The organism is Bacteroidota bacterium, from assembly GCA_005882315.1.
Classification (GTDB): domain Bacteria; phylum Bacteroidota; class Bacteroidia; order Chitinophagales; family Chitinophagaceae; genus VBAR01.
Genome location: VBAR01000004.1, coordinates 37,314 through 63,734 on the forward strand (window position 1 = coordinate 37,314; position 26,421 = coordinate 63,734).

Genomic DNA, 26,421 nt, shown 5'->3' on the forward strand with positions numbered 1-26,421 from the left:
CAAAACCGGTTGATTTAGGCTTCTGAATGAATTTAGAACCTTGTGTATTGCCGGCAGCATTTTTTTTACCTTCCTTCTTATTATCTTTTCCTTTCTTTTGATTTAGTAGTGACATAGAGTTTGATTTTTGTTTGTAAAGATAATGCCTATAAGGCTTTTAGCATCATGTAAATTTTTAACAGGTAACTCACATCATTGTCGGGGTTGGGTTTTATTTTTAGTGTAAATTTATTGCATGAAAAAATTGCTTAGTCTTCTTCTTTTGTACCCGGCTTTTATATCTGCACAGGATTGCCAACTTAGGGATGAGAAAGATCAATTTAACCAGGGTGTGAGGCTTACAACAGGGTTCAAGGAATTTGTAAAAGGAAAGGAGGAGTTTTTGTTTTCTGTTACCGCAGACAAAACCGAAATGGATCTGTTCTTTTCTGTTAGCCATCCTAATGGGATCTGTTTTGACGATTATTCCCGTGCAACCGTGATTTTTGAAGGAGGAAAGCAAAGGGCTACATTTAAAAATGGTGGGACTACCAATTGCAAGGGTAATTTTCATTTTGTTTTTAAGAACCAGGAAATTCAACCAGCCAATCTTACTAATCTTACGCTGAAAAAAATAGAGAAGATACAATTATCCGGTAGCTCAGAAAAGAAAATTGAGTTGATCCCTACGGCAGAAGAACAGGAACTGTTACTGAAAATGATAAGCTGCATGGCAAAGGAACTAGAGGAGTTACGAAAAGATACATGGAAACCTAAACAGTAAACAGCTTATTATTAATAATCAATAAGCTTTATTCCCAATAAAACTGCCTCTTAAATATTATCTTTGCCGACTTATGGCAGAGGAACTAAAAAAAGAAGAACGCAGTCTTAATTTTCTTGAAGAAATTATTGAAACAGATCTTGCAGCTGGTAAATATAAAGCTATTGTTACCCGTTTTCCGCCAGAGCCGAATGGTTACCTCCATATCGGGCATGCTTCAAGTATCTGTTTGAATTTTGGACTTACTAAAAAATATCCAGGCTATACCAATCTTCGTTTTGATGATACAAATCCTGAGACTGAAGAAACAGAATACGTTGAAAGTATCAAGGATGATGTTCGCTGGTTGGGTTTTGAATGGAAACATGAACTATATGCTTCTGATTATTTTGATCAGTTGTTTGAATTTGCAATAGCACTGATCAAAAAAGGCCTGGCTTATGTGGATGAAAGTACCAGTGAAGAAATGGCTGCATTAAAAGGTACACCAACTGAACCAGGAAAAAATAGTAAATACAGGGACAGGAGCATTGATGAGAATCTTGATCTGTTTACACGAATGAAGAACGGCGAGTTTGCAGATGGCAGCCGGACGCTGCGTGCAAAAATTGATATGGCGCATATCAATATGCTGATGCGTGACCCGGTGCTTTATCGTATCAAGCATGCACATCATCACCGTACAGGTGATAAATGGTGCATTTACCCGATGTATGATTTTGCACATGGGCAAAGTGATTCAATAGAAAATATTACTCACTCTATCTGTACGTTGGAGTTTGTTCCGCATCGTGAACTATACGACTGGTTGATCGGGAAACTGGAAATTTATCCTTCACATCAATATGAATTTGCAAGAAGGAATATCAACTACACTGTTACCAGCAAAAGAAAACTGTTGCAGTTAGTAAATGAAAAATTTGTTACAGGATGGGATGATCCTAGGATGCCTACTGTAAGTGGTTTGCGACGCCGGGGCTACACACCCGATAGTATCCGTGACTTTTGCGATCGTATTGGTATTGCTAAAAGAGAGAATATCGTTGATGTAGGATTGCTGGAATTCTGTTTGAGAGAGCATTTGAATAAAATTGCATATAGAAGAATGGTAGTGTTTGATCCCGTTAAAGTTGTTATCACGAATTACAGTAATGAACCCGAATTACTTTCAAGTGAGAATAATCCTGAAGATCCTAATGGAGGAGTTCGTGATATCCCATTCAGTCGTGAGATCTATATCGAACGGGATGATTTTATGGAAAATCCGCCGAAGAAATATTTCAGGCTTGCTCCGGGACAAATGGTTCGTTTGAAAAGCGCATACATCATCAAATGTGAAGAAGTAATAAAAGATGCAGCCGGTAATGTAACTGAGTTACGGTGCACCTATATACCTGAAAGTAAAAGCGGGCATGATACAAGTGGTATTCATGTAAAAGGAACTTTGCATTGGGTAAATGTTACGGATGCAGTAGAAGTAGAAGTAAGAGAGTATGACAGGTTGTTCCGTGTGGAGGATCCGTCAAGTGAAGAAGGAGATTTTAAAGATTATATCAACCCGCAGTCACTTAAAGTGGTGAAAGGATTTGCTGAGCCTTCGATAAAGAATGCAAAGTTTGATAATAGGTTTCAATTTTTGCGCAAAGGGTATTATTGTCTTGATAAAGATTCTTCAGAAGAAGGGATGATCTTTAACCGAACAGTTACATTGAAAGATGCATGGGCGAAGGAAGTGAAGAAAGGGTAGGAGCTACTCAGACAATATTTCATATTGCTGATTATTTATGCTCCCCAAAAACAGCTCTTAGCTCATCAGCAATTTCACCCAAGGTTATATTATTTTCAACGGCTTCTATTACTGCAGGCATCAGGTTTTCGCCGCTGGCAGCTTTATCATTTAGTTGTTGCAGAAGGGAATCAACTTTTGCGTTGTTGCGGTTTTGCTTTAGTTGTTTTAGCTTTTCTATTTGTATCAACCGTATGCTGTCATCTATTTTAAAAAGAGGGATAGGTTCTTCAGTATCCACCTGGAATTTATTTACACCTACAATTATCCTCTCATTCGTTTCTACCTGCCGCTGATGTTCGTAGGCGCTGCGGGCAATTTCATTTTGTATAAAGCCCTGTTCGATAGCACTCACACTTCCGCCCATTACATCAATTTTTTCTATCAGCTTCCATGCAGCGGCTTCTACTTCGTTTGTCAATGATTCTATAAAATAGCTCCCGCCTAATGGATCAACTGTATCAGGAGCACCACTTTCAAAGGCAACAACTTGTTGCGTACGCAATGCAATTCGTGCAGCCTCTTCTGTTGGCAAACTCATTGCTTCATCATATCCATTGGTATGTAAAGATTGTGTGCCTCCTAAAACTGCTGCTAGTGTTTGAATGGTTACTCTTGAAATATTATTCAATGGCTGTTGGGCTGTTAATGTACTTCCCCCGGTTTGTGTATGAAAGCGGAGCATCATTGCTTTGGGATCAGTTGCGCCGAGCCCTTTCATCATTTTTGCCCACATGCGTCTTGCCGCACGGAACTTGGCCACTTCTTCAAATAAATTATTATGTGCATTGAAAAAGAAGGAGAGGCGTTTGCCAAATACATTTATATCTAATCCTTTTTCCAATGCGGCCTGTACATAGGCTTTCCCATTGCTGAGAGTAAATGCAATTTCCTGCACAGCTGTACTTCCTGCTTCCCGGATATGATAGCCGGAAATAGAGATCGTATTCCACTTCGGCACTTCAAGACTGCACCATTCAAAAATATCGGTAATGATGCGCATAGAAGGTTTGGGCGGATAAATATAAGTTCCTCTTGCGGCATATTCTTTTAAAATATCATTTTGTATAGTGCCGCTTATTTTTTTCAGATCAGCGCCTTGCTGTTTTGCCAATGCAACATATAATGAGAGTAAAATAAATCCTGTTGCATTTATCGTCATGGAAGTAGATACATCTTCCAGTTTTATTCCTTTGAACAATGCCTTCATGTCTTCCAGCGAATCAATGGCGACACCAACTTTGCCAACTTCACCTTCTGCCAAGGCATGATCACTGTCATATCCTATTTGTGTAGGTAAATCAAATGCTACACTCAGTCCATTTACTCCTTGCGATAATAAATAATGGTATCGCTTATTACTTTCTTCTGCAGTACTGAAACCGGCGTATTGCCGCATGGTCCAGAGTTTACCCCGATACATGTCGGATTGAATACCTCTTGTGTAGGGGTATTCGCCGGCTTGTTGGTTACTCGCAGCTTGTAAATCAGATTCAGAATAAACAGGTTTTATCTCTATTCCTGAATCTGTATATTTTTTTTTATCCGGCATTTACTTCATGACCTTTTTAGCTTCGTAGTTTAATGCTTCAAGTACTATCTGGTGCATAGCTCCTTTTTTTTCAGTCATAGCAAATTCCATTAATCGTTTATTTAGATCAAAACCTGTTGCGCCATTGGGCAACGAAGCTGCTACCTGGTTAATGATAAGCATGTTTTGTTCTTTCAGGTTTCTCAATGCTTCCCAGGCAACTGGACTGACATAGATCTGCTGCGTGGCATTATAATCATATTCCTGCTTTATGCTTTCCAATAAAAGTCCTCTCATTTCCGCAGAAGAACCTGAGAATTGCTGATTTGCACGGCTTACTAAATTTGGAAGGCCAATCCTTTCTGCCAGCATCACTAATCTTTCGTAGGCCTGTAATTGCAAGGGTCTTGTTTCATTGGGTGATTCTGATTTCACTGGGGTCTTTTTCATTTCATTGATCATGAATACTGCATAGAGTGCTGCAAGAAAAGCAGCGATTGATACGATCAAACTGATAGTTGTTACATCCATAGTAATTGGTTTTCAGCAAAAATAGGGAATATGGGTCGACGTTTAAGATTTCAAGTTTGAGTTTGACGAGGTTAAAAACTATGTTAATGCTTCAATATTTCCCTTGCTCGGAAATGATAAGGCTATGCAAGAAAAATGCTTTGATTATTTTTGCAGTATGGAAACATTAACTACAAGCCCGGTAAGTTTTACTGAAGGGGCTATTCTGGAAATAAATAAACTGATGAATGCGGAAGGTTTTGATAACACTATGCTTTTGCGTGTAGGTGTAAAAGGCGGTGGCTGCTCTGGCATGACCTATATCCTCGGTTTCGATCACAAGCAGGAAAATGATAATGAGTTTGAAGTAAATGGTGTTCGTTGCATTATGGACAAAGCTCATGAAATTTACTTGTTCGGTATGCAAGTAGATTGGCAGGATGGACTTAATAACCGCGGCTTTACTTTTAAAAATCCCAATGCTAGCAGCACTTGTGGTTGCGGCACTTCTTTCGCAGTATAATTTTTTTCTTTAGTAAATAAAAAAAACCTCCGCAATTGCGGAGGTTTTTTAGTTTATACGTAAAACCTTTTATTGTGTTTTAATAATGCGAATTTGCTGGTCTGTGCCACGGGTTGAGTATCTTAAATCAACTATATACATACCGGCCGCATTTTTGCTAAGATCTACATCTATTATTTTCGGTGCAGTAAGTGAGTATTCTTTTTGCCATACTAGCTGGCCCGCTGAGTTAAATATCCTCACTGACTTCAATGTGGTTGGTTGTTGTAGGTGCCAGATCTGGAATGTTGACTGGAACGGACTCGGCAGTATCTGTAATCCATCCGCTTTCAGGCTTGCCGGAAGTGTACGGGTTTTCAGATTTACATTATCAATAAATACATTGTTGCCAAAACCGTTTCTGTTTTTGAATACAACCTGCAATGGACCTGTTGGAGCAAATGCAGTAAGATCGATTTTTTCATTTCTCCAATGGCTTGGGGCACCAGGGAAGAATTCAAACGGCTGCGGATCATTCGGGTTACCGATAGTCTGCAGGTCTGCTCCCCATTTCTTATAGATAGAAGTAAATGAAGTTCCGCAATTAGTTGTAACAAGTACCTCAACAGTATCTAACGGTAATTGCTGGCTGCCCGGGTACAGTCTAGTAGCTGCAGAAATATCGAAGGATAATGAAATGGAGTCAACACCTGTATAAGTTACATTCGGTGAATACAGGTAGTCGAGCTGGCCACGGCCAAGGTAATTCCAGTTGTTCATATAAGCCGATCCTGCATTATTATTACCAACAGTACTTCTTTGCCAGGTCAGGTCTCCGTTAGGATTAAATACACCCCAGTTAGCAGGAGGGAAGGTCGGGCTTTCAAAAGTTTCGATCAATGGCGCAGGCAAACTAGCAAGTATACTGAAAGATCTTGTCAAGGTATCATTTGCTAGGAACTGATCACCCGTACCACTTGCAGTTACCGGGTTCAATGTAAATGCTGTAATTGTATGTGAACCGGTTGCAAGGGTTCCTGAATTGTTTGGAAGGCTTACACTCACCTGTCCATTACGGGCAAGAGTTTGTCCAGTGAAGCTGGCTGTTTGAATTGCCCCGCTATTTATCCTGTAAGAGACACTAAATGCGGTTACAGTTTCGCTACCAAAGTTTCTTACTGTAACATTCGGAGTAAATGTTGCTGAACATTCTGCGTCAGGATTGTTAATTGCAACAACACCAACATCACGTTTGAATAACAAGGAAACGTTGATATTATCAACAAACATATTGTTACCAAACTGGTTTTTATTTCTGAAACCAACCATATGAGTACCTGAAGTAATGGCTGCGCCACCTACTGCTACACGACGGGTTCTCCATTCAGATTCGATTGGTACTAAAAAATCATTACCATCTGCAGCACCCAGGGTTGCGCCACCTGCATTGAATAAGGTATTCGGGAAAGTATTGCCGCAGTCAGGAGATGTTCTTACAGTAAATGTGTCGTATGGAGTAGCAGGATAGTAACGAGCTGCCAGATCCCATGTAATAATTACTGAGTCAGCTTGCGCACCACCATTACCAGTTGTTCTGAATACAGGAGTAAGGATATCATCCACTTGATTTGGAGTATTACTGTTATAATTATCAATGAATGCAGAGTTGGAACTCAGGTATCCCTGGTTTTTCTTAACCCATGTATTGTTATTATTCGGGTTGGCAATACTCCAGTTAGGAGATGGGAAAGCAGCACCTTCAAATGTTTCAATAGCTGGTGCATCGGTTACATTTCTTATAGTAATGTTTCTTGTCAATGCATCATTGGTTGTATTCTGATCACCTGTGCCCGATGGACCCACAGGGTTAATCGTGTATACACGGAACACATGATTGCCTGCAGTGATTACACCGGAAACAGGAAGCGTATGTACTACGGTAACACCTGGGGCTACTGGGGTATTAAATGTAGCTGATATCGGAGTACCTCCATCAATAGTATATTCAACTGTATAAGAGTTTACTACAGCGGTACCAAGGTTCCGTACTGTCACCTGTGGTGTTATTGTGTTATTACATTCATTAGCCAGCGGACTTGTGATTATGGTTACTCCCATATCACGTTGGAACTGACTACTGATATTGATGTTATCAAGGAACAGGAAGTTACCATAGCGGTTGATTGTTTTAAACAATACTCTTGCTACAGGTGATGCACCCACTACTGAAGTGATATCAATTGTTTCAGTAAGCCAGTCAGCGGCTGACGATGGAGTATAGCCAGCTGTAGTATTGAGTGTAACTGTATTTAATGAATTAGGATTTGTAATAACTGCACCATATTTTTTCCAGACGCTTGTATAGCTGGCGCCACAATTTGTTGAAACCATCACTTCCATTGTATCTACGTTAGCAGCAAAAATCGGAGGATAGCCATAAGTAGCATGTGCACGGTCAAATTGCAAAAGTTTTAAACCCGGAGGATTTGTCATATCAATATCGGGTGAAACAATGGAATCTTTTGCATCCAATGTTGAGTAATCGTAGAAATCAATTTCAGCGGCTCTTGTACCATTTGGTGATGGAACGGATGCACGTCTTTCCCATCCAAATCCTGTTTGAGCAGGAATACTTGACGGTCCATCAGGATTATTTGCACGCCATCCAGCAGATGGGAAAGAAGCTCCTTCAAAATTTTCAACTACCGGTAATGTTGATGTTCCTACCCTTGTGATACTTACCGTTGAAGTATCATTTGCAGGACTTGAATCAGGAACACCGTTTGGTATGGTTGAATGCACTTTGATCGTATAAGCTCCCAACGCAGCAAGATTAAGGTTTGGCATTGTAACAGTAGTAGACGCAGCCGGAGCAAGAGTACCGGCGAAATTAAATGCTGCAGCTGGAACATCAGCACCATTAACTCTTACCCTGATATTAGCAGATGTAAGGCTATTTGTTCCGTTATTTCTCAATGTAACAATCAATGGCACACTGGCACAAGCAATAGATGAACCATTAGCAGGTGTAAGTATTGCAGAAACTGATGCATCATCATTTGTTGTTACAATTGGTTGGCAACCATTTGAAGTAGTTAACCCAACCCTGTCAGCCAATGTAAGAGATGTTGTCATCCGGGTACACTGGTTTACTGTAAATAAATACATACAGGCATCGTCAGCATAGTCCATATGGTTTTGGAACTGTATACCTGGTGCTGCCGGTGAACAAGTATTTGTAACTGGTGAAGCGGGGCAACCAAATGTTGGTGCTGAAGTAAGTGGTGTATCACCGCAAAAATCATCGTTCGCACAACCCGGGTTTGTAGTAGCTAAAGGTCCCCAGGGATGTAATAAATTAAAGTAATGACCAATTTCATGTACAGCGGTTTTACCCTGATTGTATAAATTGAAATGATAACCACCACTGCTTGTACCTGGGCCAGCACCAAATGCACGGAAGTCATTTACGAAACCATTTCTAGGGTCGCTGGGTGTAAAACTGCCGGGCAAATAAGAAAAGCCTAAAACACCACCGCTTAATTCCACCACCCATATGTTAAGATATTTTGTAGGATCCCAAAAACCTAATTCTCCACTCGGGTGGTTGGCACTAGAAAACACAGTTGATGTAACCGTTCTCACAATGCCGGTTGAAGGAGCATTGGCTGGTGTACGTTGTGCCATGCAAAACCTGATTTCACTTCTTCCATAGGCAGTTCTGAATGGTGTGTACACTCTTAAGCTGTCCCCAATTGGCTGGATTCCATAGTAAAAATTAAGAGTATCGATCTGGCTTTGAATAATAGCATTTGTAACGAGGGATTGTCGGGCACTTGTTACCCCGACATGCACTACTACAGGGATGGTTGTGATAGCCTGAGTTCTGTGCTGTGGATTATTCAGAATAGCTCTTATTCTGCTTTCGAATTGGCGTTGTGTATTTTCATAACGAGCCCTTGCTGAGGGATCATTTTGAAACAATTGCTGCATGACTTCATCTGTTGCACAGGTACGATGTACAGGTTCGCTTTGTGCTTTTGCGATTACATTAAAAACTAAAATTGAAAAGACCGCAAGAAGCAGGAATGTAAAATTTTTCAAGTCAGTATAGTTTTTGGTTATTAAATGTCAGAGTCCGAGGCACAAGTATACGGAATCCGGTTTAGAAAGGGAAAAATTTTTCCAGCAAAACGTCCTGATTTCCCGTTGTTTTCCACATTTTAGAATCGGCCTTATCGGTAAAATCGTTGCTTTAATTTATAAGCCTTAATTTTCCTATCTTCCTCTTTTTAGGTTTCACCAAAATCACTGATATGAATCTTCGCTACCGGCTGACCATACTTAGCTTTTTGCAATTCTTTGTTTGGGGTATCTGGCTTATTTCTTTGGGGGGGTATATGTTTGCAAATTTCAATAACCCCGTTGATCCTGCACTCGGTTCCAAAGTCGGTAATACATACGGAACAATGGGATGGGCTGCTTTGATCATGCCTGCTTTAATGGGCATTCTTGCGGATAAGTATATAAGGGCTGAAATTGTTTTAGGTATATGTCATATTATAAGTGCTGCAGGGCTGTATTATGCAAGCACAGTTAACAATGCTGGTGATATGTACTGGGCTATCTTCTTCGTTAGTTGTTTTTATATGCCTACGATTGGTTTGAGTAATACAGTTTCATATTCTTTACTGAGTAAAAATAATTTTGACGTACAAAAATCGTTTGCGCCGATCCGTGTTTGGGGAACGGTTGGGTTTATTGTGGCAGAATGGGCGGTCGATTTATTGGGATGGACACAGAATAGTAACCAGTTTTATTTTGCTGCTGTTGCAGGTGTATGTACTGGTTTGTATTGTTTTTCCATTCCAAAAATTGAAATAAGCAGATCAAAAGAAAAAAAATCATTTGCCACACGGCTTGGGTTAGATGCTTTTCAGTTGTTTAAGTCCTCTATGATGGCGAGATTCTTTTTATTTGCTATGTTCCTCGGGGCAGCCCTGCAAATAACAAATATGTTTGGCAATCCATTCCTGGGTGATTTTGGAAAAGTGCCCGAGTATGCAGAAAGTTTTGCAGTAAAACATAGTAATATTCTTATATCGCTTTCACAGATCTCCGAAACACTATTCATTCTCGCAATTCCTTTCTTCTTACGCCGGTTTGGTATCAAGCAGGTAATGCTGATAAGTATGCTTGCATGGGTATTACGCTTTGGTTTGTTTGGAATTGGAAATCCAGGCTCAGGGTTATGGCTTCTTGTTCTATCTATGATCGTTTACGGAATGGCATTTGACTTCTTCAATATATCAGGTTCTTTATTTGTTGACCGCGAAGCAAAACCTGGCATCAGGGCAAGTGCACAAGGTTTGTTTATGTTAATGACAAACGGGCTTGGCGCTATCTTAGGTGGATTCTTTGCTGGTGCGATTGTTGATTATTTTACTGATGCTGCAGGAAATAAGAACTGGCAGAATATATGGTTCACGTTTGCAGGTTATGCATTAGTAATTGCTGTGCTATTTGTTTTTGGATTTAAATACAAGCATGATCGCAATGCAGTTGTTGAAATAAAGCATTAATTCAAGATCATACATTTAATAAAAAATCCCAAACTCCTTATGGAAGTTTGGGATTGTCTTTTATAATGTGGTTGCTTAAATATGCGATTCAATTTTCTTTACAAAATTTCCTTTTGGTTGTGCACCTACTAATTTGTCAACAACCTGTCCGCCTTTAAAGAAAAGTATAGCAGGGATAGAAGTGATACCATAGTTCATGCTTACGTTAGGATTCATATCAACATTTAGTTTTCCTACATTCACTTTACCATCATACTCTTTTGAAAGGTCTTCAATTACTGGTCCGATTGCACGGCATGGGCCACACCATTCAGCCCAGAAATCAACCACGGTTAACTTATCAGAACTTAACACATCGGATTGAAAATTGCCATCTGTGAATTCTTTTGCCATTTTATTATTTTTATTTGTTTTTTATTTCTTTGTTACATCGAAAGGGGAGCAAATTTAAGCCCGTCTGATGAATTAATCAGCATCGATGTGATTATGTGCAAAAAATGTCATCCAAATCAATACTTATCCCACAAAATCTGCCTGATTGACCTGTCATTTGTATTTTTTTTAAGGTTTAGACGGTAGTAATCTGCACTTCCAGCTCCGGTTTCGATTGCAGAAATTCCACCATTTCATCGTTCATTTCAAAGCCACTATCCATTGATACTAAGCTTATTTTCAGATTTTGTTTGGGTTCTGCAAGGTTGATCTTCAAGGTAGATTTGCCTGGATGTGTTTTAATATTTTTTTCCACAAACTGGATCATATCTGGCGATAACATTGAGGGATGAATATCAATGCTGAGTTGCCTTGTCATATTCCGCTTCATTGTTTCTACTAGTGATACACCGTTTACTTTAAAATCAAAATCATCACGATTGTATCGTTGTTTGAAATAACCGGTTATATAAACTGTCTGTCCCTGTTGTAAAAAAGGAGTAAAGCGTAAATAATCTTCAGTAAATAAAATAATTGTTGCCTTGCCCGAATAATCTTCAATTATAAAATTGCCATATTTATTTCCATTCTTGGAAATTTTATGTTGTGCTTCTGCCACGAGTGCAATCAATCTGAATGGTCGGTTCGGATTTGAATGTAATGTTATGGCTTCTTTAAATTCATTGAAGTCAGCGATCGATGATACATTATAATGTTTCATTTCAAATTTGAAATGATCCAGCGGGTGGCCACTTAAAAACATTCCTGTTACTTCTTTTTCCCTATCGAGTTGTACGATCAATGGCCAAAGTTCACAAGGAGAAATTTTTGGGGGTTGCAGATCATATGCGATCGGCAGATCACCGAACAATGTGTTGGCTCCATTCGATTTTTGTGTTTGATAGACCTGGCCGAAGTTGATAATTTTTTCAAGCCCTGTTCGCGGTTCTTCCGGAGAGGAATGAAAATATTGTGCACGGTGAAATTCAGGGAAACAATCAAAGCCTCCTGCATACGCAAGACTTTCCAACGTTTTTTTATTCACAGACCTTTGATTGACACGTTTTGTAAGATCAAAAGGACTTGTGAACGGACCATTCTTATCCCGTTCAATAATTATATTTTCAACGGCAGCTTCACCAACACCTTTCAAACCACCCAATCCAAAACGAATTTCACCTGCTTTATTTACAGCAAATCCATTTAATGATTCATTAATATCTGGCCCCAATACTTTTATGCCCATCCGCTTACATTCTTCCATAAAGAATGTGATCTTCTCAATACTTCCTGCATGATTAAGTACTGCAGCCATGTAATCAGCAGGGTAATGTGATTTTAAATAAGCAGTCTGGTAAGCAACATAAGCATAGCAGGTAGAGTGAGATTTATTAAAGGCATATTGTGCAAATGCTTCCCAGTCTGTCCATATTTTTTCTAAACGTTCTTTCGGAAATAATTTTTCAGTAGCACCATCAATAAACTGTTTCTTCATTTTATCGAGCACATGCTTCTGTTTTTTACCCATTGCTTTTCGTAACACATCTGCATCACCTTTGCTAAAGCCACCGAGTTTTTGCGCCAGCAACATTACCTGTTCCTGGTAAACAGTAATACCATAAGTTTCTTTCAGGTATTCTTCCATCTCTGGCAAATCGTAGGTGATCGCTTCACGGCCATGTTTACGATCGATAAAGTTGGGAATATAAGCCAACGGCCCCGGACGATACAAAGCATTCATCGCAATGAGGTCATCAAATTTATCGGCTTTTAGTTCCCGCAAATATTTCTGCATACCGGGACTCTCAAATTGGAATGTGCCGATCGTTGCAGCATGCTGGTAGAGTTCAAATGTTTTTTTATCATCCAGGGGAATGGTGTCAATATCAATTTCCACTCCGTGATTTTGTTTAATAAGCATCAACGCATCTTTTATGATGGTTAATGTTTTTAAACCCAAAAAGTCCATCTTGATCACACCGGCTTCTTCGATCACATTTCCTTCAATTTGCGTAACCCACAAATCAGAATCTTTTGCAGTAGCAACAGGTATCAGGTCCGTCAGATCTGTTGGTGCAATGATGATGCCTGCAGCATGAATACCCGTATTGCGTACAGAACCTTCTAATCTTTCGGCTTCATGTAAAATTTTACTTTCAATACTATCTGTCTTTTTATAGAGATCACGTAGTTTTTTTACATTATCAAGATCTTCATTTCCTAGTCCATCTTTTTCTTCTAATGATTTTTCGCCATCTTTTGTTTTCATCGGCGCATGTAAAACACGACGTAGTTCAATGCCGGGTCTTTCAGGTATTAATTTGGCAAGAGCATTTGATTCGGGCAATGGTAAATCCATCACTCTCGCCACGTCTTTGATGCTCATCTTTGCGGCCATTGTGCCAAATGTGATGATCTGTGCTACCTGTTGTTTTCCATATTTTGAAATAACATAGTCGATCACTTTCTGCCGGCCCACATCATCAAAGTCAGTATCGATATCCGGTAATGATTTACGATCGGGATTCAGGAATCTTTCAAAAAGTAAATTGTATTTGAGTGGATCAATGTTGGTAATACCGATACAGTAAGCAACAACCGAACCCGCAGCAGAACCACGCCCCGGCCCAACATATACACCCAGATCACGACCAGCTTTGATGAAATCACCTACAATTAAAAAATACCCGGCAAAGCCCATTGTTTTAATTGTAAATAATTCAAACTCTATTCGTTCTTTTATTTCTTCTGTTATTTCACTGTAGCGTTTATTCGCTCCTTCGTATGTGATATGCTTTAAGAACTCCCACTGGTTGAGTGAATCAACACTGAGCACTTCACCTTTTTTAGTCGTCTCCGTTTTTTTATGCGTTTTAAATTTTTCTGGTATGGGAAAATTCGGCAGTAGGATATTTCGTTTAAGATCGAGTACATCGATCTTCGAAACAACTTCGTTGGTGTTATCAATTGCTTCCGGCAGATCATGAAATACTTTGACCATTTCCGCAGTAGTCTTAAAATAAAACTGATCGTTAGGAAAACCAAATCGTTTATCCTTTGTGTGCACATCATCATCCGAAAATTCACGGAGAGCAGGAGTGGCTACTTTTTCACCGGTATTAATGCATAATAAAATATCATGTGCATTAAAATCGCTTTGGTCAACATAATGCGAATCGTTGCTGGCGATAATTTTTACATTATACTTTACAGCAAATTTTATCAGCACCTGGTTTACGGCATCCTGCTCTTTCATTCCATGGCGCTGTAACTCCACATAATAGTCTTCTCCAAATAGATCAAGCCACCATTTAAATTCTATTTCAGCCTCAGCTTCTGTTTTTTTAAGAATGGCCTGTGGCACTCTTGCGCCGAGGCAACAAGTAGTTGCAATCAACCCTTCATGATATTTTTCGATCAACTCTTTATCAATACGTGGGTATTTGCTGTACATACCTTCTATAAAACCCAGTGATGTAAGTTTGCTCAGGTTTTTATAGCCCTGTTCATTTTTTGCCAGCAGTATCTGGTGGTTGCGGGGGTCTTTCTGTTCTTTGGTAAATGTTTTCCGATGACGATCCTCGGTAATATAAAATTCACAACCCACAACCGGTTTTACTTTCAGGTTGCCATTTTCATCTTTATGTTTATGTGCTTCAGCAACAAATTCAAATACGCCGAACATATTGCCATGATCACTGATAGCTAATGCCGGCATGCCATCATCCATTGCTTTTTTATAAAGACTTTGAATAGAGGCAGCGCCATCTAATAAGGAGAATTGAGTATGTACGTGTAGATGGGAAAATTTCATTTTGTCGGGTTGTTCAATGCGTGAATTGTTAAAAAACTGTTTAGGCAAATTCCTGTTCTCATCACAATCTACAGTTTGACCTGCATCATTTTTTTTATTTATCAAAAGATTCAATGTGTAATTTACTAAGTTTCAATACGACCAAATGCAAATAAAAATGAATCACAATTTAATTAACGGAAAATCGTTTATTTAATATCCACATTCTGAGAAAAGGAGTTTATTTTTGTGGACTTGCCTGTTGCGGGCAGGGTTTTCGAAATTAACTGTAGAAGTCATCATCCTGAAAAGTCCGAATGGTTAAGCACCTTAGATATCTTTTCATATCTGCATTTATATTTTCAAGCTGTTCCAGCCTGAAAACCCTTACGTCCGGTAACAACAATAAAGAGAATACTTCATCGGGTATAAGTTCTAATACGGCTAAAGCATCTGCTTCCGAAAAAAAGGAAGTTAAATTTCTTGAGAATATTTCATCGTCTCCTGCTGGTAGCAAAACAATTCCTGTTGAAACAGAAAAGAAAGTTACTACATCGGTTATAAAAAATGAACCCGCCGCAAAGCCTTCTGCAGCTTCATCAAAACCTAATGCAGTTGAAGTTGCCAGTTCGTTACAGTTGAAGTATGCAATACTGCTGAATACAGAAGTGGAGAATGTTCCAAATACAGAGTTATTGAAAAAAATAGATGAATGGTACGGAACAAAATACTGCATGGGTGGTACAACGAGTAAGTGCATCGATTGTTCTGCGTTTATGCAAATCCTTTTTTCATCAGTTTATGGAGTTAGTATACCAAGAACAGCCCATGAGCAATACAAAGCAACCACAAGAATTTCACGTACTGAATTAAAAGAAGGCGATATGGTTTTCTTTAATACCCGTGGCGGAGTTAGCCATGTTGGTTTCTATTTACAGAATAATAAGTTTGTTCATGCTTCCACCGGCGGGGTTACTATCAGCGATCTCTTCGATCCTTATTATCTCCGTCGTTTTGTTGGCGTTGGCAGGGTGGAGAAGACGGGACTTGCTAAACAGTAGATCAGTCGGAAGTCAGCAATCAGCAATCAGCAATCAGCAATCAGCAATCAGCAATCAGCAAAAATTGGATTTGTAATATAGCTCAATATCTAATATCCAGTATCCAGTATCTAGAATCTAGCATCCACATTCCCTCACTTACTTAATCCCAGTTTCTTTTTTATTGATTGCAGTACGGGTAAAATATCCGGGCTTAGCTTCAATGCTATCGATCCGCTGATAAATATTGCAAGGAATACAATGCTTCTTATAAACAGCCATTCAAAACCGATTTTGCCATTGAATAGTAAATAAGTTATCGTAAATGTAACTGCAGCTAATAAAAGCGTAAGCAAGGATTTACTGTTAAACGGTTGCAGGTTGAATTTTTTAGCGAGAAACCAATAGCGGATGGCATTATAAACAGAGAATGAAATAAGGTTTGCAATGGCCGGTCCTGTCACACCTATTTTTTTTGTCAGAATATAATTCAACGGAAGTGTGATAAGTAAAAGCAATATGCCCGTTAAAAAATCAAACCGCCATTTGGTAGATGTGCCGATGATCTGGCCACTTACACCGGTACCCATATCTACGATTTTCGTAAGCCCGATAAAAAGAAAAACATTGATAGCATCCAGGTAAACCTTGTTCAGATGTAATGTGTAAACAGCATCTATAAAATTTAAGTAAACAAGCGAAAACATGGCTGTTGCAAATATCAATTGATTGATAGATGAACGATGATAAATTTTATCGATTAGCCCCATATTCTTGTCCTTCCATGCCTGCGACAGCGAAGCAAGAGAAGAAGAGATGACACCACGCTGAGGTGCCTGTACAAGGCTGGCCATATTTTGCGCCAATGTATAAACAGCTGCCATTTCTATTCCGATTACTGAAGCTATAACGAGGGTGTCAAATACACTGGAGATTGTAAAGAGAAGTGCGCCGCCATACACAAACGAGCAAAGCCTAAGTATTTTTTTGAAAAACTTTTTTGAAACAATGCTAAAACTGGATGATAAATTGAATTCTGATTTTTTAATAAGATAAAAGATCAATACGAATGCAATAACAAGATAGGTGAGTGAATAAAGTTTGATGAATAGATCGAAGTCAGGTATAAAACTGGTTAATGTGAGGATGATTAAGACTGTAGTCAACAATCTGAATAATATTTCACGTAAGAAATTGGTGAATACTGCTTCTCTTAGCTGCCAGGCATAGGCTTCTAATATAGAAAACAAGGTAAGTCCCAGCCCGAAAGGGAATATCCACTTGTAGTAAGTGATAAGCTCCGGCGAATTGGTTCCGAATTTCCGGATAACAAGATCTTTTAATAAAAAACCTGCAATGATCACTAAACAATAACCAATTAATGAAACGATCAGCGCAATGCTGAGCATATCGTTTTTCTTTTTCGGCAGGTTATCATTATAGTAAGGATAGAACTTATAGATATATGCTGTCATCCCAAACTGTGACAGCGAGAAGAAAATATTTGAGACAGCGATGAAGACACCGGTAAGACCATATTGCTCTTTGGTAAATCCGCCTTCTCTCGCAAAAAGATAAGTGTTCAGCAACCCGAAAGCAAAGCCTGTATAAACCACTGCGGAAGAGATTATACTTTGCCTGCGGATTTTGCTCATGGGGTAAATGTACTGCTGTACTGCCGATTTGCAAATCGGCAGAGGCGATTAAAGTTTTTTTGTAGTGATAAAGAAGTTACGGTCAGCTTTCATATTGTTATCTAAAAAATCTTTTGTCCCTGTTACAGATTTCCATTCGGTAGCCGGATAAAGCCATGTAGACCCACCATCAGCCATTCTTACCGGCATGTTAAAGCCCTTTACACAATTGGTCCACCGGTATGAAATTTTATCACCGGTAATTTTCCATTCAAGAACCGGTACATTTTTAGTACGCAGGTATTGATCAAAGATCTTTGACAGATCTTTCTTCGCCATTTTTGAAAAATATTCTTCCACCTGTTTTGAAGTAACGGTTTGATGATAGAATGTTTTATTTAATCCACGAAGTATCTGGCGGAACAAACTATCATCATTGATCACCTGCCGGATAGTATGCAGCATGTTACTTCCTTTATAATACATGTCACCGCTGCCTTCTTTATTTACACCGTAAGGTCCAATGACGGGTCTATCATTTTCTATTTCAGATCTTGTACCAATTACATAATCTCTGCCGGCCTCTTTACCATAATAATATTCAGTAAATAAAGTTTCAGAATAAGCAGTAAAGCCTTCATGCACCCACATATCTGCAATATCTTTTGTGGTGATGTTATTGGCAAACCATTCGTGACCTGATTCATGAATGATAATAAAATCCCATTTCAATCCCCAACCAGTATGCGAAAGATCCATACCGAGGTATCCATCCCTGTATTGATTACCATAAGCAACTGCACTTTGATGTTCCATCCCGAGGTGAGGAGATTCCACTAGTTTAAATCCGTCTTCATAAAAAGGGTAGGGGCCAAACCAGTATTCAAATGCTTTAAGCATCGGGTGTACATCACGGCCAAATTGTTTTTTTGCTTTTTCAACATTGTAATCAAGCACCCAGTAACTGCAATCGAGTTTTCCTTTTTCTCCATCATATGTATCGGTCCAATTGGTGTACTTGCCGATATAAGGAATGATATTATAATTATTGATCGGGTCTTTTACTTCCCAGACCCATGTGCTGGTTCCGTTGTCATTTGATTTTTTTTCTTTCAATCTTCCATTGCCAATTGCAGATAAAGAATCAGGAACAGTAATAGCTAATGATGCGCCTTGATCGGGTTCATCACTCTGGTGGTCTTTGCAGGGATACCATACACTTGCGCCTAATCCCTGGCAAGCGGCACTCATCCATGGATTTTTGTTTTTATCTTTTAACCAGATCCAACCGCCATCCCATGGCGGATTTCTTGCTTCGCGGGGTTTGCCGTGATAACTGATTTTAAGTGAATAGCTTTTTGAAGAATTTGAGCCCAGGGCTGCATGAGTTTTAAAGACAGTAGTTCCAAAATCTATAAAATATACATTGCCTTCCCGCCAATATTTTTTTATTTGAATTTCATTGCTAACCGGGATAATGCTATCGATCAATAATGGTTCCTGTAAATCAATTTGCATTATTTTGTTTGTTCCTGGGTTTGCTTTAAAATGAATCCAGACATTTCCAATAATAGTTTTGGTTTTATAATCCGGTGTTACATCAATATAATATGACATTACATCCCACCAATCTCTTCCTTTACCAACACTTCCCCTTAATGTATCCTGTTTTGTAAATATTTCTTTTTTATTTAGAGGCTGGCTATAACCAGTAATCAATAAAAAGCAACTAGCAACTAATATTAAAAATTTCTTCACAGTGGTAAAAATTTGAATTGTAAATTTAGCCGTTCATCTTCAATATGCCCGTTAAAAATACAATAAGACTTGCTTTGGTTTTGGCCGCCTGTGTAGTTCTGCTATGCTGTAGTAATGATAAAAAGGCTAACAAAAATATTTTCCGCTACAATGAGCAAACAGGTATTGCCAGTCTCGACCCCGCTTTTGCAAAAAACCAATCTATCATGTGGGCCGTACATCAATTATACAACACGCTGGTGGAAGTGGATTCTAATCTCAATATTATTCCATCTCTGGCGAAAAACTGGGAGTTCAGCGAGGATAGAAAGACGGTTGTATTCCATTTGCGCAATGATATATTCTTTCATGATGATGCGGCATTTCCAAATAGTAAGGGAAGAAAGATGGTTGCGGCAGATATTGTTTATAGTTTTAAAAGAATACAGGATAAGAAAGTTGCCAGCCCTGGGGCATGGATATTTAACAACAAAGTGGATACGATAAATGCATTTACAGCAATTGATGATTCTACATTTCAGTTGAGATTATTGAAACCTTATAACCCGATCCTCGGTATTCTTTCCATGCAGTATTGTTCCATTGTTCCGAAAGAAGCAGTTGAAAAATATACAGATGATTTCCGCCGTCATGCTGTTGGCACCGGGCCATTTCAGTTTGTTGCATGGGAAGAAGGGCAGGCATTGATCATGAAAAAGAATAAAAACTATTTTGAAAAAGACGCTTCAGGAAATGCATTGCCTTATTTAGATGGGATCAAAGTGAGTTTTTATGATAGCAAGGCAACAGAATTTTTATTGTTCCGCCAAAAACAACTCAGTTTTATAAATGATATTGATGCTTCATTTAAAGATGAGATACTTACTAAAAAAGGAGTACTGCGTGATAATTGGAATGGTAAACTTGTTTTACAAACTAATCCATATTTGAATATTGAGTATCTCGGTTTGATGGTTGACAGCACAAACGATCTCGTTAAAACCTCGCCGACTCGGTTAAAGAAAGTAAGGCAGGCTATCAATTATGGATTCGACAGAAGAAAAATGGTTTTGTATTTACGTAATTCAATCGGTACTGCAGCTGAATCTGGTTTTGTGCCGGCTGGTTTGCCTTCTTTTGATTCAACTGTTGTGAGAGGTTACACTTATGATCCCGGGAAAAGTAAACAGTTATTGCGTGAAGCCGGTTTTGCAAATGGCAATGGTTTACCCGAAATAACATTATACACGATCCCTATTTATGCTGATATCGCCGTTTATATTTCAAGACAATTACAGGAGCTGGGAATAAAAGTACAGGTAGAAGTAGTGCAGAAAGCAAGATTGCTGCAGATGACATCTTCATCTCAAGCTTTGTTCTTTCGGGGTAGCTGGATAGCAGATTACCCCGATGCAGAAAACTATTTGTCTGTTTTTTATTCAAAGAACCCGGCACCGCCCAACTATACCCGTTATAAAAATCCAGCCTTTGATGCATTGTTTGAAAAAGCATTGCTGGAAGAAAATGATTCGCTACGCATGAAATTGTATCAGCAGGCTGATCAGTTGATGATTGATGATGCACCAGTTGTTCCGCTGTGGTATGATAAAGTAATAAGGTTAGTACAAACTAATGTAGATGGCTTCAGACCAAATGCATTGAATCTGCTTGAGCTGAGAAAAACAAAAATCAATTAATCGCCAGCAGCAGTCTTTTTTAAATTTGAAAGCACATGCTTTATCTGGTAAACCCTTGACTCGGCAATATTCATTAAGTCGTACGTGGATGTAATTTCTTTTTTGTAAACAGGCCCGCTGTTACCTCTTGGCAGCGGTTTCACTGGGGTTTGTACAACATTGATAATTCCGATATTGGTGTCCCTGATAACTTCTGTATATACATTTTGTCTATCATCTAAAGGATATTGGTTATTATTATACTCCGCTCTAAGCTTTATAACATGTTTCTCTTCCTGCGAAACAAGTAATAACTCCATTAATTTTTTGCCGGTAGTATCGAAGAGGCCTAATGCTGCTCTGAACTGAAATGTTTGCCCGTTATGATTGAAATATGGGTTGCCAATTACAAGCATCACAGTAAAATCAGCCTTACAGTCTAAGCAGAATTGTTTGTTTGAATCTATATAGTCATCAAAAGTTTGTGGGAGAATTTCGTTTAATGCTTTAATCATCTTGGGTTTTTTCCATTCCTCAGGTATATCTAATTTATAGCGGTTTGGAAAATATCTGCAGAAAGTATCCGGTTGTGCAAATAGCCCGATTGATGAGCATAATAGCAGTAGAAAAGAAAGACAATTGATCTTTTTTATAACAGGTGGTTTGTGAATGATCAAATTCGCTATATCGGTTATCACTATTCTAAATTCAGACAAAAAATCTCCGAAAACAATTTAATTTCGAATTTTAAAGAACTGTTAACGCATTTGTCATTTCAATAAAGATTATTTAGTTCTTTAATTTCGATGCAAACACTTTCCTGAATTTTTCCAGTTTTGGCCTGATAACAACAGCACAGTAAGGGTTTTTATTTTTGTTCAGCTCGTAGTATTGCTGATGGTACTCTTCAGCGGAGTAGAATTTAGTAAAGGGAACGATCTCGGTTACCACGGGTTTATCCCATGCGCCGCTTTTATCCAGTGCAGCTTTATATTGTTCTGCTTTTTGTTTTTGTTCATCGTCATGATAAAAAATAGCACTGCGATATTGAGTGCCTACATCACCTCCCTGGCGGTTGAGTGTAGTGGGATCATGTGTTTCCCAAAACACTTCCAGTAATTCATCATAGGTAATTACAGAAGTATCAAAAGTAATTTGTGCACACTCTGCATGACCGGTCTGCTCATAGCTGACCTGTTCGTAAGTTGGGTTATCAACATTGCCGCCTGTGTAGCCGGAAACAACTGAGATGACGCCTTTCAATTCTTCAAAAACAGCTTCTGTACACCAGAAGCATCCGTTTGCAAATGTTGCAACACCTGTCGGTTTTAAATTCGTAGTATCTTTCATAACCTTTTTTGTATTCGTTTGTTTAGTTTCTTTATTTGAGTTTTGAGCACAGGAAAAAAGAACAGCAGAGAATAAAATTGCTCCTGATAGCACTGATTTCATAATATTTTGTTTGATGGACTGTTTCATAATTATCATGCAATTTACGAAATGGTTACGGCTTTGGTTTGTAAGGAGGATGACAAACAGGGGGCCTTTGGAAAACATTAACAAGCTAAGAGGATAAAGGAGAGAAAGAGAAAAAGAGAAAAGCTCTGAAATGTCTCTTTTTCTCTTTTAATCTCTTAGCTAAAAATTACCTTTGCTGGCTACAAAAAATTACGGAATGCGGCTTTATCCTGAATCGGCTTATTTACAACTGGAGTTTGATAAAATAAAATCCCTGCTGGCTGCACATTGCCAGACGGAGTATGCGAAAGAAAAAGCAGATAATCTTCGTATTCATACCCGTATTGAGTTTATTCAAACAGAACTGAAGCAAAGCCATGAATACCGGCAATTGATATCCAATTCAATTTATTTCCCAAATGATTATATTCTCAATCTTTCAAAAGAACTAAAACTGCTTGCAATTCCCGGTGCATTGCTGAATGGCGAACAGTTTATGCAACTGCGCAAGCTGGCTGAAAGTATGGAAAAAATTTCCCGTTGGTTTGATAATGAAAGAAAAACCGCTTACCCAGCACTAGCAAAGATCATCGAAGGAGTTTTTTATGAAAAGGCGATCATTGGAATGATAGATGATGTACTGGATGAGACGGGTTATGTAAAAGATGATGCATCGGATGAGCTGAAAGAAATAAGGATAAGTCTCTATCGCAAACGTAATGAACTGCGCCGCCAGTTTGAAAAAATTATTTCTAAACTGAATAAAGCCGGTTATCTCGCTGAGATAGAAGAAAGTTTTATGAATGGCCGTCGGGTAGTTGCGGTTTTTGCAGAGCAAAAAAGAACTGTAAAAGGGATCCTACATGCTGAGAGTGACAGCCGAAAGACAGCGTTTATTGAACCCGAAGAAACGATCGAATTGAATAATCTTATTTATGAACTGGAGCATGCCGAACAAAGAGAAGTGTACCGGATACTGCAGGAACTCACACGGAAACTTTCTGCTTATGCTCATTTACTTACATCGTATCATGCAGTAATAGGTGAATTTGATTTTGCCCGTGCCAAAGCAAAACTTGGTTCGGATATCAATGGTGAATACCCGGTTGTGCATGATAAAGCTCTTGTAGAGTTGGTAAATGCCTATCATCCGCTTTTATTTTTATATAATAAGAAATCGGCCAAGCCAACCATACCCGTTACATTAACACTTGATGAAACAAAACGTATTCTTGTTATTAGTGGGCCCAATGCCGGTGGTAAAACAGTAACGATGAAAACGATCGGGCTGTTGCAAATGATGGTGCAAAGCGGTTTATTGGTTCCTGTTCATCCATCTTCACAGTTTGGTATTTTCAAGCAACTCATGATACATATCGGCGATACGCAGAGTATCGAGTTTGAGCTAAGTACTTACAGCAGCCATTTGATCCACATGAAGCATTTCATGGAGAATGCAAATGGCAAAACATTATTCTTTATTGATGAACTTGGCAGCGGCAGTGATCCCAATCTTGGCGGTGCATTTGCCGAAGTGATTTTGAAAGAATTACTAAAGAAACATGCATATGGTGTAGTGACTACACATTACCTTAACCTGAAAGTGATGGCAGGCAAAACGCAGGGCATTGTTAACGGCGCAATGGCATTTGATGAAAAACATTTACAGCCTTTATATAAACTGATCGTAGGTAAACCCGGGAGCTCTTATACATTTTCAATTGCGGAACGGATCGGATTGGATAAACAATTGATCAATTCTGCAAAGCAGTTGATAGATGAAGATCAGTTTCGTCTTGATAAATTGCTGAACCGAACTGAACAGGATCTACGAACCATTGAACAGAAAGAAAAAGAATTGCATAAGCAGTTAAAAGAAAATGAAAAACTGCGAAAGGAAATGGAAGAAGTTATAAAAAAAGAAAAACATACTCAGCAGGTCGAGCTGCTTGCCCAGCAGAATAAGATAAATGAGGAAAGATTGGTGTACCTGAAGGATATGGAAAGAAAACTAAAGCAGATGATCATTGAATGGAGAAAGACAGAGAATAAAAATAAAGTGATCAAAGAAATGGAAAATCTTTTGTTTAAAAAGAATGAACAGAAAGTAGCAAGCAAAATGCAGAAGAAGATCGAATCGAAATTTGAAGAGATAAATGGCGAAATAAAAGAAGGTGTGAAGGTGAAGATGAAACGCAATCACCAGGTAGGCGAGGTGCTTGAGTTAAGAGGTAAGAGAGCCGTTGTAAAAATTGGATTACTGCCAATGCAGGTAGAGATCAAGGATTTAGTTGTCGTAAAAGAAAAAGAGCAATAAATAAAAACGAGGCCTTACGGGGCCCCGCCTATATTTAATGAATCAGTAACTCGTTTATCAGCTTTGAATATAGCTTTGTAAATGTTCAATTGTTTCTTTTTGTGCCAGGATCGTTTCTTTCACCACATCACTCATTGAAATAATTCCCACCATCCTGTTGCCATCAAATACCGGCATATAGCGGATATTTTTATCACTCATCAGTTCCATACAATGATCGATCGTATCAGAGGGAGACACAACAGGCAGATCAGTACTCATGATTTCACCGACAGTTGTTTCTGTTGAATTCTTTCCTTTCAGTACAACTTTTCTTGAGTAATCCCTTTCTGAAAAGATGCCGAGATATTTATCGTTTTCTTTTATCACCAACGAACCGATGTTCTCACCGTTCATTATTTCAAGTGCTTTCAATACCGAGCATTCAGGCGGCACTGAAATAGGTTCACGGTTTTTACGTGAGAGAATGTTGAAAACTTTATTCATATGTAAGCGTTTTTTTAAAGTTAGGAAAAAAGTCTGTTGAAAAGACAATATACCTTATTTTTTCCGGGCTAAAGTTCAAACAGAATGGTTATGCAGCATAATTGACATCTCAACTGAATATTCTCTTACATTTGTCTCAATCTAAATGCTTGCAAAATGATAACCAACCGCACCGTCCTTACACTTGATGAATTTACTATCCAACAGTTAAGACAGTTTCCCCAAGCTACGGGTGAGCTGAGCAGTTTGCTGCGGGATATTGGCTTAGCTGCTAAAAGAGTGAATGTTGAAGTGAATAAAGCAGGACTGGTAGATATATTGGGTGACGCTGGTTCAGTAAATGTGCAGGGTGAAGATGTAAAGAAACTGGACATATATGCTAACAACCAATTTATGGGTGTGTTGAAACATGGTATCAGTTGTGCCGGTATTGCCAGCGAGGAATTAGATGATTATATCGCATTTGATGATGATGTTAGCCGCAATTCAAAGTATATCTGTTTATTCGATCCATTAGATGGCAGTGGTAATATTGATGTGAACGTTTCTATCGGTACCATCTTTAGCATTTATCGTCGGATAACCCCAAAAGGTGAGTTAGTTAAGCTAGAAGATTTCCTGCAGCCAGGTACTCAACAGGTAGCAGGTGGTTATATTGTTTATGGTTCTTCGACGATGCTTGTATACGCAACCAAAAGAGGAGTGAATGGTTTTACGCTGGATCCTGCTATTGGTGAATTCTGTTTGAGTCACCCGGATATTAAATGTCCTGATGCGGGTAATATATATTCAGTGAATCATGGTCATTTTTTTCGATATGATGAAGGAGTGAGAGATTATATTCATAAATGCCAGCGGAAAACAAAACAAGACGGCGGTCCTTATACGCAACGTTATATTGGTAGTATGGTTTCTGATGTACATAGGAATTTAATTAAAGGAGGCATTTTTATGTATCCAGGTACTACTGATAAACCAAAAGGGAAATTGCGTTTGTTATATGAGTGCAACCCTTTTGCATTTATTCTTGAAATGGCAGGAGGTAAGGCTACTAATGGGAAACAAAGAATATTAGAGGTAATGCCAACTGAACTGCACCAGCGGTCGCCATTATTTATTGGTAGTAAATCAATGATGGAAGAACTGGAGGAGTGTTTGAAATAAAATTTTGATT

The 26,421-nt window shown here is 38.7% G+C and carries 18 protein-coding genes; 8 read left to right on the plus strand and 10 right to left on the minus strand.

Annotated features, from left to right (window positions below):
* Window positions 1–235 precede the first annotated feature (235 nt).
* Together E6H07_17060 and E6H07_17065 are read left to right on the plus strand one after the other, a co-directional pair.
* Window positions 236–763 carry a hypothetical protein gene (locus E6H07_17060; protein TMI61975.1) on the plus strand — a complete coding sequence of 176 codons (528 nt, stop codon included), beginning with the start codon at window positions 236–238 and terminating at the stop codon, window positions 761–763.
* 73 nt (window positions 764–836) lie between these two features.
* Window positions 837–2,510 carry a glutamine--tRNA ligase/YqeY domain fusion protein gene (locus E6H07_17065; GenBank protein TMI61976.1) on the plus strand — a complete coding sequence of 558 codons (1,674 nt, stop codon included), beginning with the start codon at window positions 837–839 and terminating at the stop codon, window positions 2,508–2,510.
* A gap of 31 nt (window positions 2,511–2,541) precedes the next feature.
* Here the strand turns inward: E6H07_17065 and E6H07_17070 are convergent, their stop codons facing one another.
* Window positions 2,542–4,101: a methylmalonyl-CoA mutase gene (locus tag E6H07_17070; protein TMI61977.1), complete on the minus strand. Its 1,560-nt coding sequence runs from the start codon at window positions 4,099–4,101 to the stop codon at window positions 2,542–2,544.
* The gene (locus E6H07_17075) at window positions 4,102–4,611 is read right to left on the minus strand and encodes a hypothetical protein (GenBank protein TMI61978.1); all 510 of its coding nucleotides are present in this window, start codon (window positions 4,609–4,611) and stop codon (window positions 4,102–4,104) included.
* Window positions 4,612–4,768: 157 nt separating this feature from the next.
* On the opposite strand from E6H07_17075, the gene E6H07_17080 reads away from it, so the two are divergent.
* Window positions 4,769–5,113 (plus strand): iron-sulfur cluster assembly accessory protein, encoded by a 345-nt coding sequence (locus tag E6H07_17080; GenBank protein TMI61979.1) that lies wholly within the window; start codon window positions 4,769–4,771, stop codon window positions 5,111–5,113.
* Between the two features lie 69 nt (window positions 5,114–5,182).
* On the opposite strand, the gene E6H07_17085 is transcribed toward E6H07_17080, so the two are convergent.
* A complete protein-coding gene (locus E6H07_17085) occupies window positions 5,183–9,196 on the minus strand; it encodes a T9SS type A sorting domain-containing protein (protein ID TMI61980.1) in 4,014 nt (1,337 codons plus the stop codon).
* 212 nt (window positions 9,197–9,408) lie between these two features.
* Between E6H07_17085 and E6H07_17090 the strand changes: the two genes are divergently transcribed.
* Window positions 9,409–10,674, plus strand: coding sequence for an MFS transporter (locus tag E6H07_17090; protein TMI61981.1), 1,266 nt, complete (start codon window positions 9,409–9,411; stop codon window positions 10,672–10,674).
* A 75-nt stretch (window positions 10,675–10,749) separates the two neighbouring features.
* On the opposite strand, the gene trxA is transcribed toward E6H07_17090, so the two are convergent.
* On the minus strand, window positions 10,750–11,067 hold the full coding sequence (trxA, locus tag E6H07_17095) for a thioredoxin (protein TMI61982.1): 318 nt from the start codon (window positions 11,065–11,067) through the stop codon (window positions 10,750–10,752).
* 175 nt (window positions 11,068–11,242) lie between these two features.
* Entirely contained in the window at window positions 11,243–14,920 is a 3,678-nt protein-coding gene (gene dnaE / locus E6H07_17100; GenBank protein ID TMI61983.1) for a DNA polymerase III subunit alpha, read from the minus strand.
* A gap of 296 nt (window positions 14,921–15,216) precedes the next feature.
* Here dnaE and E6H07_17105 point away from each other — a divergent pair, with 296 nt between their 5' ends.
* The gene (locus E6H07_17105) at window positions 15,217–15,960 is read left to right on the plus strand and encodes a hypothetical protein (GenBank protein TMI61984.1); all 744 of its coding nucleotides are present in this window, start codon (window positions 15,217–15,219) and stop codon (window positions 15,958–15,960) included.
* A gap of 134 nt (window positions 15,961–16,094) precedes the next feature.
* On the opposite strand, the gene E6H07_17110 is transcribed toward E6H07_17105, so the two are convergent.
* Both E6H07_17110 and E6H07_17115 read right to left on the minus strand, forming a co-directional pair.
* On the minus strand, window positions 16,095–17,594 hold the full coding sequence (locus E6H07_17110) for a lipopolysaccharide biosynthesis protein (protein ID TMI61985.1): 1,500 nt from the start codon (window positions 17,592–17,594) through the stop codon (window positions 16,095–16,097).
* Window positions 17,595–17,642: 48 nt separating this feature from the next.
* Window positions 17,643–19,331: a M1 family metallopeptidase gene (locus E6H07_17115; GenBank protein TMI61986.1), complete on the minus strand. Its 1,689-nt coding sequence runs from the start codon at window positions 19,329–19,331 to the stop codon at window positions 17,643–17,645.
* Window positions 19,332–19,375: 44 nt separating this feature from the next.
* Here E6H07_17115 and E6H07_17120 point away from each other — a divergent pair, with 44 nt between their 5' ends.
* A complete protein-coding gene (locus E6H07_17120) occupies window positions 19,376–21,007 on the plus strand; it encodes an ABC transporter substrate-binding protein (protein TMI61987.1) in 1,632 nt (543 codons plus the stop codon).
* Here E6H07_17120 and E6H07_17125 read toward each other — a convergent pair.
* Window positions 21,004–21,501, minus strand: coding sequence for a hypothetical protein (locus E6H07_17125; GenBank protein TMI61988.1), 498 nt, complete (start codon window positions 21,499–21,501; stop codon window positions 21,004–21,006). The genes E6H07_17120 and E6H07_17125 overlap by 4 nt on opposite strands.
* 274 nt (window positions 21,502–21,775) lie before the next feature.
* Window positions 21,776–22,438 (minus strand): peptide-methionine (S)-S-oxide reductase MsrA, encoded by a 663-nt coding sequence (msrA, locus tag E6H07_17130; protein TMI61989.1) that lies wholly within the window; start codon window positions 22,436–22,438, stop codon window positions 21,776–21,778.
* Between the two features lie 223 nt (window positions 22,439–22,661).
* Here msrA and E6H07_17135 point away from each other — a divergent pair, with 223 nt between their 5' ends.
* Complete coding sequence (locus tag E6H07_17135; protein TMI61990.1) at window positions 22,662–24,761, plus strand: DNA mismatch repair protein MutS; 2,100 nt, start codon at window positions 22,662–22,664, stop codon at window positions 24,759–24,761.
* Window positions 24,762–24,818: 57 nt separating this feature from the next.
* On the opposite strand, the gene E6H07_17140 is transcribed toward E6H07_17135, so the two are convergent.
* A complete protein-coding gene (locus tag E6H07_17140) occupies window positions 24,819–25,247 on the minus strand; it encodes a CBS domain-containing protein (GenBank protein TMI61991.1) in 429 nt (142 codons plus the stop codon).
* 156 nt (window positions 25,248–25,403) lie between these two features.
* Here E6H07_17140 and E6H07_17145 point away from each other — a divergent pair, with 156 nt between their 5' ends.
* Window positions 25,404–26,411, plus strand: coding sequence for a class 1 fructose-bisphosphatase (locus E6H07_17145; GenBank protein TMI61992.1), 1,008 nt, complete (start codon window positions 25,404–25,406; stop codon window positions 26,409–26,411).
* The last annotated feature ends 10 nt before the right edge of the window (window positions 26,412–26,421 follow it).

Excerpts from the sequence above, each read along its gene's own strand:
- E6H07_17060 (TMI61975.1), top strand. The coding sequence starts at position 236 with ATGAAAAAATTGCTTAGTCTTCTTCTTTTGTACCCGGCTTTTATATCT.
- E6H07_17065 (TMI61976.1), top strand. The coding sequence starts at position 837 with ATGGCAGAGGAACTAAAAAAAGAAGAACGCAGTCTTAATTTTCTTGAA.
- E6H07_17070 (TMI61977.1), bottom strand. The coding sequence starts at position 4,101 with ATGCCGGATAAAAAAAAATATACAGATTCAGGAATAGAGATAAAACCT.
- E6H07_17075 (TMI61978.1), bottom strand. The coding sequence starts at position 4,611 with ATGGATGTAACAACTATCAGTTTGATCGTATCAATCGCTGCTTTTCTT.
- E6H07_17080 (TMI61979.1), top strand. The coding sequence starts at position 4,769 with ATGGAAACATTAACTACAAGCCCGGTAAGTTTTACTGAAGGGGCTATT.
- E6H07_17090 (TMI61981.1), top strand. The coding sequence starts at position 9,409 with ATGAATCTTCGCTACCGGCTGACCATACTTAGCTTTTTGCAATTCTTT.
- trxA (TMI61982.1), bottom strand. The coding sequence starts at position 11,067 with ATGGCAAAAGAATTCACAGATGGCAATTTTCAATCCGATGTGTTAAGT.
- dnaE (TMI61983.1), bottom strand. The coding sequence starts at position 14,920 with ATGAAATTTTCCCATCTACACGTACATACTCAATTCTCCTTATTAGAT.
- E6H07_17105 (TMI61984.1), top strand. The coding sequence starts at position 15,217 with ATGGTTAAGCACCTTAGATATCTTTTCATATCTGCATTTATATTTTCA.
- E6H07_17110 (TMI61985.1), bottom strand. The coding sequence starts at position 17,594 with ATGAGCAAAATCCGCAGGCAAAGTATAATCTCTTCCGCAGTGGTTTAT.
- E6H07_17120 (TMI61987.1), top strand. The coding sequence starts at position 19,376 with ATGCCCGTTAAAAATACAATAAGACTTGCTTTGGTTTTGGCCGCCTGT.
- E6H07_17125 (TMI61988.1), bottom strand. The coding sequence starts at position 21,501 with ATGATTAAAGCATTAAACGAAATTCTCCCACAAACTTTTGATGACTAT.
- msrA (TMI61989.1), bottom strand. The coding sequence starts at position 22,438 with ATGAAATCAGTGCTATCAGGAGCAATTTTATTCTCTGCTGTTCTTTTT.
- E6H07_17135 (TMI61990.1), top strand. The coding sequence starts at position 22,662 with ATGCGGCTTTATCCTGAATCGGCTTATTTACAACTGGAGTTTGATAAA.
- E6H07_17140 (TMI61991.1), bottom strand. The coding sequence starts at position 25,247 with ATGAATAAAGTTTTCAACATTCTCTCACGTAAAAACCGTGAACCTATT.
- E6H07_17145 (TMI61992.1), top strand. The coding sequence starts at position 25,404 with ATGATAACCAACCGCACCGTCCTTACACTTGATGAATTTACTATCCAA.